The sequence below is a fragment of the Mycolicibacterium xanthum genome, from assembly GCF_019710635.1.
Classification (GTDB): Bacteria; Actinomycetota; Actinomycetes; order Mycobacteriales; family Mycobacteriaceae; genus Mycobacterium; species Mycobacterium xanthum.
In genome coordinates this window covers 123,741-136,301 of record NZ_JAIFZS010000037.1, presented here as the reverse complement: position 1 = coordinate 136,301, position 12,561 = coordinate 123,741, and the positions used below count along the sequence as shown (strand labels likewise).

Below are 12,561 nucleotides of genomic sequence, written 5' to 3'. Positions count from 1 at the left end.
GAGTTGTCACTGAAACAAGTGAATAAAGTTACGGCGGAAATAGCGGCAGGGAAACGCCCGGACCCATCCCGAACCCGGAAGCTAAGCCTACCAGCGCCGATGATACTACCCACCCGGGTGGAAAAGTAGGACACCGCCGAACACAAATTGAAGTCCTGTGCCCCCCAATTAAAATTGGGGGGCACAGGCATTTGTGTATCAGCCGAAACTAATCGAACAATGTCGGAGTCGGCGACGAACAATGGCTTTTCTCGAGAGCCAGTAGCGTCTTCTTCCGCTCTATTCCGCCGCCGTATCCGGTCATACTTCCGTTCGCGCCGATCACCCGATGGCACGGGACGATGATCCCGATCGGGTTGTGCCCGTTGGCCACTCCGACGGCACGCGACGCTCCCGGGGCCTCGATCTGACGGGCGATCTCACCGTAGGAGCGGGTCTGGCCATAGGGGATGGTCAGCAGTGCCGCCCACACCCGGCGCTGGAACGTAGTGCCGGCCGGGTCGAGGTCGAGGTCGAATTCCCGGCGCTCGCCGGCGAAGTACTCTTCGAGTTGCAGCGCCGCGTCGGGAAACGCCGAATCGTCGGGCTCCCAGCCGGTCCGGTCCGGCTCATAGGTCTGGTCGACCATCCGCAGATGTTGCAGCCGGTCTCCGGTACCGGCGAGGGTGAGCCTCCCGACCGGGCTGTCCATCATTCGATATCGCAGGTGTTTCATCGTTCCTCCTTGGGGGCCACGCGTTGACGGAGTGGTCGAGTGCGGTCCAAAGATGCTGGGTCGCATAGGAACGCCACGGACGCCAGCGCTCCCCGTGTTCGGCGAGCCCTCGTGCGGCCGACGGCAGGCCCAGCTGTCGGGCCGCGGCGGCCACCCCCAGGTCGGTCCCGGGGAAGGCATCCGGGTCGCCGAGGCCGCGCATGGCGATCATCTCCGCCGACCATGGACCGATGCCGAGCAGTGCCTGCAATTGCTCGCGTGCGGCATTCCAGTCGCAGCCGGAGTCGAGCTCCACGTCGCCGCGGTTCATCGCGGCGATCAGGGCGCCGAGGGTGCTCTGCCGCGCCTTCGGGAAGGCCAGACGTTGCGGGTCGATCTCGCCGAGTCGCTCGGTGGACGGAAACACGTGGGTCAGCCCGCCCTCGGCGTCGGCGATCGGGTCTCCGTAGGCCGCGACCAGCCGCGCCGCGTGAGTGCGGGCGGCCGCCACGGACACCTGCTGGCCGAGCACCACGCGCAGCGCCAACTCCTGCTCGTCGACGGTGCGCGGGATGCGCTGACCCGGTGCCTTGGCGATCAGCGGGGCCAGACGTTCGTCGGCGCTGAGCGCGCCCACGATCGCTTCCGGGTCGGCGTCGAGGTCCAGTAGCCGCCGGCATCGCGCGATGGCGGCGGATACGTCGCGGAAGTCCGCCACCTCGAGGCGGCAGCGCACGTGGTCGGGGTGCGGCGTCAGCGCGACGATCGCGGTGCCGTGCGGCAGCCGCAGCGAGCGGCGGTACGCGCCGTCGCGGACCTCCTCGACACCGGGCACGGCACTGGCGGCCAGGTGCCCGAAAAGGCCCTCGAAGGCGAACGGCGTCCGGACGGGCAGCCGCACCGACAACGTCCCGGTGGCCGCGACATCTGCGCGGCCGAACCGGGTCCGTGCCCGGGTGCGCAGCATCGTCGGCGTGAGGTCGTACACCGCATGCACGGTGTCGTTGAACTGCCGGATGCTGGTGAATCCCGCCGCGAAAGCGACATCGCCGAATGGCATTTCGGTGGTTTCGATCAGTACCCGGGCCATCTGGGCGCGCTGCGCTCTGGCCAGCGACAGCGGTGTGGCACCCACCTCGGCCTGCGTCAGGCGCTCGAGTTGGCGAACGGTGTAGCCGAGTCGCACCGCCAGCCCGGAGACGCCGTCACGGTCGACGGTCCCGTCGGCGATCAGCCGCATCGCCCGCGCCACCACGTCGCCGCGGACATTCCACTCGGGCGATCCGGGCGAGGCGTCGGGCCGGCATCGCTTGCAGGCCCGGAAGCCGGCCCGCTGGGCGGCCGCCGCCGTCGGGTAGAACCGGACGTTGCGCGCGTACGGTGGACGCACCGGGCAGCTGGGTCTGCAGTAGATCCCGGTGGTCAGCACGGCCGTGACGAACCAACCGTCGAACCGGGCGTCCTTGGCCTGCACGGCCCGGTAGCAACGGTCGAAGTCGGTGTGCATGACATCGACAATGGCACGGCCCGCCGGTGCATTACTAGCGGAAAAGCGACATGGAGGTGAGACTTCGGAGGGTGGTCCGCCGCGCCGTGGGCCACGACCCGGCGCAGCGCCTTGGCATCGGGCGTAGGTTCTGAGGCGATGGATTCCGGCACCGGCGCACAACTGCAGAAGACTTTGGGATTGCGTTCGGCGGTCCTGTTCGGGCTGGCCTACATGACCCCGATCATCGTGCTCGGAATCTTCGGGGTGATCGCCGAACGGTCCCGCGGCGCCAGCGCCGGTGCGTATCTGTTGGCCACGGTGGCGATGCTGTTCACCGCACTCAGCTACGGCATCATGGCCCGGCACTACCCGGTGGCCGGATCGGCCTACACCTATGTCCGCAAGGCACTGGATCCGCGGCTGGGTTTCCTGGTCGGCTGGGCCATCCTGCTCGACTATCTGTTCCTTCCACTGGTGATCTGGCTGATCGGCGGCGCCTACCTCCAGGGGCAGTTTCCCGCCGTGCCGCCCTGGGTGTGGATCCTGGCGTTCATCGTGCTCACCACGACGCTCAACGTCGTCGGGCTCAAGGTGGCCGACCGGGCCAACTTCGTCCTGATGAGTTTCCAGTTGCTGATCGTGGCGCTGTTCGTGGCGTTGACACTGGCTCACCTGCTGCGGCATTCCGATACCGGTGCGGCATCGCTGGTTTCGCTGCGGCCGTTCATCGGTGAGGGTGGCTTTTCGGCGATCGCGGCCGGTGCGGCGGTGGCGGCGTACTCGTTCCTCGGATTCGATGCCGTCAGCACGTTGACCGAGGAGATCCACGACGCCGCCCGCACGGTGCCCCGGGCGATCGTGCTGGTCGGGCTCATCGGCGGTGGCATCTTCGTGGTGGTGGCCTATACGGTCAGCCTGGTGGCGCCGGGGGCCACGTTCACCGACGCCGACTCGCTGGCCGAAGACATCGCATACACCGTCGGCGGGGCCGTGTTCGGCTCGGTGTTCCTCGCCGCGCTGGTGGTCGGGCAGTTCACCTCGGGGTTGGCCGCGCAGGCCGCCGTCTCGCGGCTGCTGTACGCGATGGGGCGGGACGGCGTGCTCCCGAAACGGTCGTTCGGCATGGTGTCTGCGAGGTTCCGTACCCCGATGTTCAACATCGGGCTGACCGGTGTGATCGGGCTGGCCGCAATGTTTCTCACCGTTGCGTCATCGACGTCGTTCGTCAACTTCGGCGCGTTCAGCGGCTTCACGATGGTGAACCTGGCGGTAGTGGCGTACTTTCTGCGGCACCGCGGTCGGTCGTTGCCGGCGTGGCGATATGTGTTGCTCCCGATGATCGGCGCCGTGGTCAACATCTACCTGTTGATCCACCTCGATGCCGACGCGCTCATCGCCGGGGTGTCGTGGGCGAGCGTCGGGGTGGTCTACCTGGCGTGGCTGACCCGGGGTTTCACCCGTCCGACGCCCGAGATGACCGGGATGACCGAGCCGCACTGACCGTCGCCACCTCGACGCTCGGCGCCCGACGGCAGGACAGAATTCGCTCAGCACTCGACGACGGTCAGCGCGAGTCCGCCCATCGCCGTTTCCTTGTATTTGTCGGCCATGTCGACGCCGGTGTCGCGCATGGTCCTGATCGCGGTGTCCAGGCCGACGTGGTGGTCACCGTCGCCGCGCAATGCGATCCGAGCCGCCGTGATGGCCTTGACCGAGGCGACGGCGTTGCGCTCGATGCAGGGGATCTGCACCAGCCCGCCGACCGGGTCGCAGGTCAGCCCGAGATTGTGCTCGACTCCGATCTCGGCGGCGTTCTCGACCTGCGCAGGGGTGCCGCCCAGCACCTCGGCCAGCCCGGCGGCGGCCATCGCGCACGCCGAGCCGACCTCGCCCTGACAGCCGACCTCCGCGCCCGAGATCGACGCATTGGTCTTGCACAGGATGCCGACGGCGCCGGCAGCCAGCAGAAACCGGACCACGGCGTCGTCGTCGAAGCCCGGCACGAAATCGCGGCAATAGTGCAGCACCGCAGGCACGATGCCGGCCGCTCCGTTGGTCGGCGCCGTCACCACCCGGCCACCCGCGGCGTTCTCCTCGTTGACCGCGAGCGCATACAGCGTCACCCAGTCCATCGCCCGGAGCGGATCCCGCTCGTCGGTGTCGGCATCGAGTTTGGCGCGCATCGCCGCCGCGCGGCGGCGCACCCGCAAGCCGCCCGGCAGCACACCGGTGCCCGCCATGCCGCGTGCGACGCACTGCTGCATGACCGACCAGATGTCGAGCAGATCGCGGCGCACCTCTGCCTCGGGGCGCAGCCGGGACTCATTGGCCAGCATCATGTCGCTGATGCGCAGACCGGTCTGCGATGTCAGGGCGAGCAGTTCTCCGGCGGTCCGGAACGGGTAGGGCACCGGACCGCTGCAGGAGTGATCGTCGGGTGTCCCCGTTTCGTCCTCGTCGAGGACGAAACCTCCTCCGACCGAATAGTATTCGCGGGCAGCAAGCGGCGTGTTCTGGGTGCCGAGAGCGTGGAAGCGCATCCCGTTGCTGTGGTGGTCCAGTCGCGGGCCGATGTGCAGCACGATGTCGTCGGCGACGCAGAAGCTGATCGCGTGCGTACCGGCCAACACCACCTTGTCCGCCGCCTGCACCTGGGCGAACAAATCGGCCGCCGCATCGGGGTCGATGTGTTCGGGACGTTGTCCGGCCAGGCCGAGCACCACGGCCGCGACGGTGCCGTGCCCGTGGCCGGTGGCGCCCAACGAGCCGAACAACTCCACCCGGATGCCGTCGGTGCGGCTCAGCAGATCCTGCTCGTCGAGCCAGTCGACGAAGCGGCGGGCGGCCCGCATCGGCCCGACCGTGTGCGAACTCGACGGTCCGATTCCGACTTTGAACAGGTCGAAGACGCTGATCATGGGTTCGTCCAGCCGGTGTAGAGGGGGAACCGGGCCGCCTGCTCGTCGACCCGTGCGCGCAGCCGTGCGATCCGGTGATCGTCGGTGTCCGGTTTGAGTGCGGCGGCGATGATGTCGGCGAACTCGCCGAACGCCTCGTCGTCGAACCCGCGTGCGGCCAGGGCGGGTGTGCCGATCCGCAGACCCGAGCTGACCATCGGCGGGCGCGGGTCGAACGGGACGGCATTGCGGTTCACGGTGATGCCGACGCGCTGCAGGCGATCCTCGCCCTGTTTGCCGTCCAGCTCGCTGTGCCGCAGGTCGACGAGGACCAGGTGCACGTCGGTGCCGCCGCTGACCACGCTGACGCCGGCGGCCGCCATGTCGGGCCGGGTGAGGCGCTCGGCGAGAAGCCGGGCACCGGACAGGGTCACCCGCTGGCGCTCGGCGAAGTGCGGCTCGGCGGCCATCTTGAAGGCGACGGCCTTGGCCGCGATGACGTGCTCGAGCGGCCCGCCCTGCTGTCCGGGGAAGACCGCGCTGTCGAGCTTCTTGCCCAACGACTCCTCGGCCAGGATGATTCCGCCGCGCGGGCCGCCGAGCGTCTTGTGGGTGGTGGAGGTGACGATGTGGGCGTGGGGAACCGGTGAGGGGTGCAGTCCGGCCGCCACCAGGCCGGCGAAGTGGGCCATGTCCACCATCAGATAGGCGTCGACTTCGTCGGCGATCCGGCGGAACTCGGCGAAGTCCAGATGGCGGGGGTAGGCCGACCAGCCGGCCAGGATGAGCCGGGGACGGTGCTGGTGGGCCAGCCGGCGCACCTCCGCCATGTCGACCCGATGGTCCTCGGCCCGCACGTGATAAGCGGACACGTCGTAGAGGCGGCCGGAGAAGTTCGACTTCATGCCGTGCGTGAGGTGCCCGCCGTGCGCGAGTGCCAGACCGAGGATCCTGTCGCCCGGTCGCAGGACGGCGTGCATCGCCGCCGCGTTGGCCTGCGCGCCGGAATGTGGCTGCACGTTGGCGTATTCGGCACCGAAGAGGGCCTTGACCCGGGCCAGCGCCAGCGCCTCGACACCGTCGACATGCTCACAGCCGCCGTAGTAGCGGCGTCCCGGATAGCCTTCGGCGTACTTGTTGGTCAGCACCGACCCCTGGGCCTGCATGACCGCGCGGGGCGCGTAGTTCTCGGACGCGATCATCTCCAGGCCGCGCTGCTGGCGGTCCAGCTCGCGGTCGAGCAGCGTGGCGATCTCCGGGTCGAACGTCCGCAGCGGAGTGACGAGTACCTCGCCGCGGGAAGCACCTGCGGGGCCGGCATCGGCGACGGGAAGAGTGGCAGTCATGGGTGGATCCCCTTTCGGCGGCGCGGTAGCGCACGGTGTCGAGGTCTCCCGCTCTGTCATGACTGCCTGAAAGATTCACCACCGGATGTCGGCGGTTTGCCTCGTCGGCGAGTGCTCCGATGCACTGCTTTCCAGAGTTGCCCGATCGCGGCGGTACGGGGGCCTGAGAGATTCTCGGGAGGGTCTTGCTCCTTCGGCTCCCGAGGCGCGGCACGCACTCGGGATCTCCCACCACGACTATGGCGTATTCAGTTTGCTGCTTGTTGAGTTGCGCAATACGCAACCGATGCACATTACGCAACTAATAGTGGCGCGACGAGGGGAGCCTGTCAACCCGTGTAGGCCGGTTTTTTTCTGGTGGAGAATCCGGCTAGCGGAGATACCCGAGCCGGCGACTGATCTGTTCGGCGGCGGCCATCGTCAGCTTCGCGGCGGCGTCGAAGTCTTCTGTCTTCAGGCGATAGGCGGGAGCTGAAAGGCTGATCGCCGCAACGATTTTCCCGCTGCTGCTGTGGATGGGGGCGGCAACGGCGTGCAGCCCCTCCTCCAGCTCCTCGCGCACACTCGCCCAGCCCGTGTGCCGGACCTCGTCCAGCTCGGCGGCCAGCGCTTCGGTGCTCGCAATCGTGTTCGGGGTGAAGACCTCCAGGTCCTGTTCGCCGAGCAGCGCGCCCAGCTCTTCCCGGGTCAGGCCGGACAACAGCGCCTTGCCGCTGGAGGTTGCATGGGCGGGACAGTTCTGGCCCACCCAGGTGCGCAGGGTGACCTCCCGGTCGCTGTAGGACTCCACGATGTTGATGATGCGGTCGCCGTCGAGGATCGCGACGTTGGTGGTCTCACCGCTGTCCTCGGCGAGCCTGTCGCAGATCGCCTGGCTCTCCTTGGCGAGGTCCATCTGCGCGCTGGTCGAACCGGCCAGCCGCACGAGCGTGAAGCCGAGCCGGTACTTGCCGCGCTCGGACAGTTGCTCGACGAAACCACGCGCCTCCAGCACCGCGATCAGCCGCGACACCGTCGACTTGTGCACCCCGAGCTCCGCGGCGATCTCGGTGACCCCCGCGGATCCCAGGTTCGCCAGGATCTCGAGCACCATCAGCGCTCGATCGACCGACTGCACCGCCGCGCCAGACGTATCTCGCCGGGATCTTCCGGGGGTGTCAGAGGACATGGTTCACACATTGTACGGACAAGCTGCCTACCTTCTGTTAGCGCACCCCGGGAGCGTCACGGCACGGGGGGTGCGACCTGGGCCGCCACCCAGTCGTGGAACTCGACGATGTGGTGCTCGGAGGGCACCAGCACGCCGCCATCGCGGTACGCCCGCGACGACATGGCCGGCTGCGTCCTCGCGCAGGCGTCGAAGTCCTGCTGGTTGACCCGGTGGAACAGCTCGACGGACCGGTCGACGTCGCGGCCCTCGGCCACCACCTCGGGGAGGTAGAGCCAGTCGCACTCCACCACCGTGCGGTCGGTGGCAAGCGGGAACATGCGGTGCACGATCACGTGGTCGGGCACCAGGTTGATGAAGACGTTGGGGCGCACCGTGATCGCGAAGTACCGGCGGTCCTGTTCGGGCGTCACCCCGGGGATGGCGCCGAGTCCCGCACTGCCGTCGACGGTGAACCCCTGCACGTCGTCGCCGAACGCGGCGCCGTGGCCGACGAAGTACTGGGCGGCCAGGCCATCGGCGAATTCCGGTAGCACCTCGGTCAGTTCTGGATGGATGGTCGCGCAGTGGTAGCACTCCATGAAGTTCTCGACGATGAGCTTCCAGTTGGCCGCCACGTCGTAGACGATGCGACGGCCCACCGTCAGCGCGGCGATGTCGTAGTGCTCGACCGCCTGCGCGTCGCCCAGGCGCGCGGTGACCGCGCCGATCACCTCGTCTTCGAACGAGGGAGGATCGTCAGCAAGGCACACCCAGGTGTAGCCGAGCCACTCGCGTGTCGCAACCCTCATCAAGCCGTACTCGGTGCGGTCGATCCGTGCCCCGGTCTCGTCGGTGAGGGCTCCGAGATTAGGTGCGGCGACGAGCTTTCCGTCCAGCCCGTAGGTCCATGCGTGGTAGGGACAGCGCAGGTGTCGTTTCACCGTCCCGGAGTCCTCGGTGCACAGCGCTGCACCGCGGTGCCGGCACACGTTGAGGAAGGCGTTGACCGCGTTGTCGCGACCGCGCACCACGAGCACGCTCTCGCGACCCACCTGGATCTTCTTGAACGCGCCCGGGGTGGCCAGGTCGGCGCTGCGCACCGCGCAGAACCACATGCGCTCCAGGATGCGGTCCTGCTCGATCGCGAAGATCGCCTGATCGCAGTAGTACCCGCCGCCCAGCGTGGGGCGCAGGTTCCCGCCGTTCGCGGCCGGGGCGCTGAATGCGGCGGGGAGGTTGGCTTCGGGAAGCTGTGAGTCGTCGATCGTTGTCATGTGGTCACCAGCCGATGCGGGTCGAAGAGTCCGATGGGATGTGAAGTGGTGCCGTCGATCGCGAGATCGGCGGTGATCTCGCCGACGACCGGGACGAACTTGAACCCGTGTCCGGAGAACCCGCACGCCACAGTGACATTGGCGTGCCCGGGGTGGCGGGCGATGACGAAGTGCTCATCGGGTGTGTTGGAGTACATGCACGTCGCGGTGTGCACCGGCGCTCCGCTGAGCGCCGGCAGCAGCTCGGTCACGCGCTGGTGCATCTCCTCGACCTCATGGTCGTGCACGGTGCGGTCGATGTTCTCCGGTGTGCACACCTGGCCTTTGCGGAAGAACGCCACCTTGACTCCGCCGGCCGGACCGTCGATCGCCGGGAAACCGTAGATCTGTTGGCCGAGTGCGTTCTCGTTGATGAAGATCGGATGCTGCTCGAACGGCCGGGTGCCGCCGGCCGGATCGAGCCAGTACAGCACCTGCCGCTCGATGTTGATCGGAATGCCCAGTTCGGTGAGCAGTTGCGGTGCCCAGGCGCCGGGGCAGATCACCAGCTGACCCGCGGTGTAGGTACCGGTCCGGGTCTGGACCGTCACACCGGCACCGGCGTCGGCCCACTGCAGCACCTCTTCGCCGAAACGCAGGGTGGCGCCTGCGCGCGCCGCGAGGTCGAGGTGTGCCTGGACGGTCATCTCCGGACGCGCGAAGCCGGCCTTGGCCTCGTAGAGCGCCACGTCACCGGGGGCCGGGGTGAATGTCGGGAAACGCCGGGCGATCTCGGCCGCGTCGAGCAGCTCGTGGGGTAGCGACCACTCCTGGGAGGCGCGAAGGCTTCCCGACACGGTCAGGCAGTCCGGTGGGCCGACGAACAGTCCGCCGGTCAGCCGGTACACCTCCAGCTGGGTGCTCTGCGCCAGCTCTTCCCACAGCTCGTAGGCGCGAATCAGCAGCGGTACGTAGGCGGGATCCTCGAAGTAGGACTGCCGGATGATGCGGGAGCCACCGTGGCTGGAACCGCGGTCGTGGGCCGGCGTGAACTTCTCCAGGCCGAGCACCCGCACTCCGCGGCGGGCCAGATGGTAGGCGGCAGCGCTGCCCATCCCGCCGAGGCCGACGACGATCACGTCAAAGCTGTTGTCACCCATTGCGGGAGTCACCTCCGGATCAATGCCATGTCGGGATCCACGACCGGCTCGGCATGCACGGTCGCGGTGTAGGTGTTCGTCAGGTAGTCCACGCTGAGCGGCTGGCCGACCGCCACGTCTGCGGGCAGCCACGCGTAGGCGATGCTTTGGCCGATGGTCGCCGAGTATCCGGCGCTGGTCACGTAGCCGGCCACCGCACCGTCGATGCTGACCGGTTCCTTACCGAGCACGACGGCGGACGGGTCGTCGAACACGATGCTGCGCAACACCGACGCCGGCGCCGGTGCCGCGTCCAGGGCGGCCTTGCCGAAGAAGTCACCCTTTTTGGCGGACACCGCGAATCCGACACCGGCGGCGGCGGGGAGGTGTTCGGTGGTCATGTCGGTGCCCCAGGCCCGGTAGCCCTTCTCCATCCGCAGACTGTTGAACGCGATGCGGCCGGCGGCGATGGCGCGGTATTGCTGACCCGCCGTGTAGAGCAGGTCCCACAGCTTGGCTCCGTGCTCTGCGGAAGTGTAGATCTCCCAGCCGAGTTCGCCGACGTAGGAGACCCGCATCATCGTCACCGGCACCGAGCCGATGAAGGTGCGGATGGCGCGAAAGTAGCCGAACGCCTCGTGGGAGATGTCGGCGGCGCACAGCGGTGCCACCAGGTCTCGGGCGCGCGGGCCCCACACGCCGATGCAGCAGGTCGCGCCGGTGATGTCGCGGACCGTCACACCGGTGTCCGGCAGATGCCGGATCAGCCAGTCCATGTCCAGCGGTCCGTTGGCCCCCACCTGGAAGGTGTCTTCGTCGAGGCGGGCCACGGTGAGATCACTGCGGATTCCGCCGGTTTCGTCGAGCAGCAGGGTGTAGGTGACCGATCCCAGGCGCTTGGCCACGTTGTTGGTGGTCAGCTCCTGCAGGAAGGCGCAGGCACCCGGCCCGGCGACCTCGTAGCGGGTCAGCGGGGTCATGTCGTAGAGCGCGACGTGCTCACGCGTCCATCGGGCCTCGGCGATGGAGATCTCCGAGTAGAACTGTCCCGACCAGGCATCGCGCTCGGGGAAAGCCACTCCGGCACCGGCCAACTCGTCGACCAGGGCGGCGTTGGCCTCGTACCAGGCCGGACGCTCCCAGCAGCCGCCCTCGAAGAAGAACGCGCCGAGTTCCTTCTGTCGGGCGTGGAATGGACTCACGCGAAGATCGCGGGGCTCGGCGCGATACTGATGCGGGTGAATGATGTCGTACACCTCGGCGAAACCCTGGGAGCTGGTCGTGAGGATGAACTCCGGGCTCTTGGCCGGCTCCTCGAACCGGTACAGATCGCACTCGTGGACATCGGTCTCCGGCGCGCCGTCGAGGATCCACTCGGCCATCGCCTTGGCCACACCGGCCGAATGGGTCACCCAGACCGCTTCGGCCACCCAGAAGCCGGGCAGGTCGCGGTGCTCGCCCATGATGGAGAAGCCGTCCGGGGTGAACGAGAAGATGCCGTTGAAGCCCTCTTCGACCTTGGAATCACCCAGTGCGGGAAGCAGTTCGGTGCTTGCGGCCCAACCGGCGGCGAAGTCGTCCTCGGTGAACGGCAGCATCGACGGCATCGCCTCGGCGGCGGTGTCGGTGAGCAGCGTCGTCATGTCCACGGGCATCGGCCGGTGACCGTAGTAACCGATGCCGATCCGGTCGCCGTGCTCGCGGTAGTAGAGGTCCTGGTCCTGGTGGCGCAGGATGGGCAGGTACGCCTCCTCTGCGCCGATTCCCTCCCGCCGTAGCGAGCTGACCTGGCCCGACTTGGCGTACTGGTGCGCCATCGGCACCAGCGGCACGGTCAGTCCCACGCGGGCGCCGAGCTGCGCACCCCAGAACCCGGCTGCGGACACCACCACGTCGGCGGGAAACACCTCCCCGGCGGCGGTGCGAACACCCACGACCCGGCCGCCCTCGTCGAGTACATCGACGACTTCCTGCTCGCCGATGAACCGGGCGCCGTGCTCGGACGCCCGCTCGGCCTGGGCGGTGGCGGCGCGCAGCGCCCTGGCCAGTCCGTCGGTGGGGGTGTGAAAGCCGCCCAGGATCTTGTCCTGGTCGAGCAGGGGATGGAGTTGCCGGCACTCCTGCGGGTCGAGCAGCCGGCCGGGGATGCCCCACGAGCGGGCCCATCCGAGCTTCCGGTGCAGGTCCGTCCACCGGGCTTCCGTGGTCGCGACCTCGAGACCGCCGAGCTGCTCGAATGCGTTGAGGCTCAAGAACTTTTCGACGGTGTATCGCGCGAACTCGGTCATCGTCTTCGATCCGTTGGTCTGGAAGACGAGGCCGGGTGCGTGTGAGGTCGAACCGCCGGTGGCGAACAGCGGTCCGCGGTCGAGAACCGTGACGTCGGAACATCCCCGCGCGGTCAATTCGTCGGCCAGTGAGGTGCCGACGATTCCTGCGCCGATGATGACGATCTTGGGCTGGGCCATAACCTGCTCCTGTTGCGGAAGAAGCAACGAATGCGTGCTGCGCAACAATAACTCGCATCTCGCCTGGTGGGCAAGTCCAGAATCCACATCGGCACACCGGCCGCGCTTGGGTTGACAGGGTGTGT

At 67.9% G+C, this 12,561-nt stretch carries 9 protein-coding genes, 1 rRNA gene and 2 riboswitches; of the genes, 2 read left to right on the top strand and 8 right to left on the bottom strand.

The genetic code is table 11. From position 1 onward, the window contains the following. Positions 1 to 29 precede the first annotated feature (29 nt). Positions 30 to 142 (top strand): 5S ribosomal RNA (rrf, locus tag JDV09_RS14960). Between the two features lie 66 nt (positions 143 to 208). Here rrf and JDV09_RS14955 read toward each other — a convergent pair. Next, entirely contained in the window at positions 209 to 715 is a 507-nt protein-coding gene (locus JDV09_RS14955) for a methylated-DNA--[protein]-cysteine S-methyltransferase (RefSeq protein ID WP_221369918.1), read from the bottom strand. Further along, positions 609 to 2,201, bottom strand: coding sequence for a DNA-3-methyladenine glycosylase 2 family protein (locus JDV09_RS14950; RefSeq protein ID WP_221369917.1), 1,593 nt, complete (start codon positions 2,199 to 2,201; stop codon positions 609 to 611). The genes JDV09_RS14955 and JDV09_RS14950 overlap by 107 nt, the downstream gene beginning before the upstream one ends. 138 nt (positions 2,202 to 2,339) lie before the next feature. On the opposite strand from JDV09_RS14950, the gene JDV09_RS14945 reads away from it, so the two are divergent. Then, on the top strand, positions 2,340 to 3,683 hold the full coding sequence (locus JDV09_RS14945; RefSeq protein ID WP_221369916.1) for an APC family permease: 1,344 nt from the start codon (positions 2,340 to 2,342) through the stop codon (positions 3,681 to 3,683). Positions 3,684 to 3,730: 47 nt separating this feature from the next. On the opposite strand, the gene JDV09_RS14940 is transcribed toward JDV09_RS14945, so the two are convergent. The 6 genes from JDV09_RS14940 to JDV09_RS14915 all read right to left on the bottom strand — a co-directional run bounded on the left by JDV09_RS14940 (position 3,731) and on the right by JDV09_RS14915 (position 12,436). Next, positions 3,731 to 5,101: an L-serine ammonia-lyase gene (locus tag JDV09_RS14940; RefSeq protein WP_221369915.1), complete on the bottom strand. Its 1,371-nt coding sequence runs from the start codon at positions 5,099 to 5,101 to the stop codon at positions 3,731 to 3,733. Next, positions 5,098 to 6,426, bottom strand: coding sequence for a serine hydroxymethyltransferase (glyA, locus tag JDV09_RS14935; protein ID WP_221369914.1), 1,329 nt, complete (start codon positions 6,424 to 6,426; stop codon positions 5,098 to 5,100). The genes JDV09_RS14940 and glyA overlap by 4 nt, the downstream gene beginning before the upstream one ends. Positions 6,427 to 6,469: 43 nt before the next feature. After that, a riboswitch (glycine riboswitch) is annotated at positions 6,470 to 6,567 on the bottom strand. After that, a riboswitch (glycine riboswitch) is annotated at positions 6,568 to 6,667 on the bottom strand. Positions 6,668 to 6,796: 129 nt separating this feature from the next. Next, positions 6,797 to 7,594, bottom strand: a complete 798-nt coding sequence (locus tag JDV09_RS14930; protein ID WP_221369913.1) for an IclR family transcriptional regulator — start codon at positions 7,592 to 7,594, stop codon at positions 6,797 to 6,799. Positions 7,595 to 7,650: 56 nt separating this feature from the next. Beyond that, positions 7,651 to 8,850 carry an aromatic ring-hydroxylating oxygenase subunit alpha gene (locus JDV09_RS14925; RefSeq protein WP_221369912.1) on the bottom strand — a complete coding sequence of 400 codons (1,200 nt, stop codon included), beginning with the start codon at positions 8,848 to 8,850 and terminating at the stop codon, positions 7,651 to 7,653. Next, complete coding sequence (gene solA / locus JDV09_RS14920) at positions 8,847 to 9,989, bottom strand: N-methyl-L-tryptophan oxidase (protein WP_221369911.1); 1,143 nt, start codon at positions 9,987 to 9,989, stop codon at positions 8,847 to 8,849. The genes JDV09_RS14925 and solA overlap by 4 nt, the downstream gene beginning before the upstream one ends. An 8-nt stretch (positions 9,990 to 9,997) precedes the next feature. After that, positions 9,998 to 12,436, bottom strand: coding sequence for a GcvT family protein (locus tag JDV09_RS14915; protein WP_221369910.1), 2,439 nt, complete (start codon positions 12,434 to 12,436; stop codon positions 9,998 to 10,000). Between the last annotated feature and the right edge of the window lie 125 nt (positions 12,437 to 12,561).

Coding starts and splice junctions, on each gene's coding strand:
- JDV09_RS14955 (WP_221369918.1), bottom strand. CDS start 715: ATGAAACACCTGCGATATCGAATGATGGACAGCCCGGTCGGGAGGCTC.
- JDV09_RS14950 (WP_221369917.1), bottom strand. CDS start 2,201: ATGCACACCGACTTCGACCGTTGCTACCGGGCCGTGCAGGCCAAGGAC.
- JDV09_RS14945 (WP_221369916.1), top strand. CDS start 2,340: ATGGATTCCGGCACCGGCGCACAACTGCAGAAGACTTTGGGATTGCGT.
- JDV09_RS14940 (WP_221369915.1), bottom strand. CDS start 5,101: ATGATCAGCGTCTTCGACCTGTTCAAAGTCGGAATCGGACCGTCGAGT.
- glyA (WP_221369914.1), bottom strand. CDS start 6,426: ATGACTGCCACTCTTCCCGTCGCCGATGCCGGCCCCGCAGGTGCTTCC.
- JDV09_RS14930 (WP_221369913.1), bottom strand. CDS start 7,594: ATGTCCTCTGACACCCCCGGAAGATCCCGGCGAGATACGTCTGGCGCG.
- JDV09_RS14925 (WP_221369912.1), bottom strand. CDS start 8,850: ATGACAACGATCGACGACTCACAGCTTCCCGAAGCCAACCTCCCCGCC.
- solA (WP_221369911.1), bottom strand. CDS start 9,989: ATGGGTGACAACAGCTTTGACGTGATCGTCGTCGGCCTCGGCGGGATG.
- JDV09_RS14915 (WP_221369910.1), bottom strand. CDS start 12,436: ATGGCCCAGCCCAAGATCGTCATCATCGGCGCAGGAATCGTCGGCACC.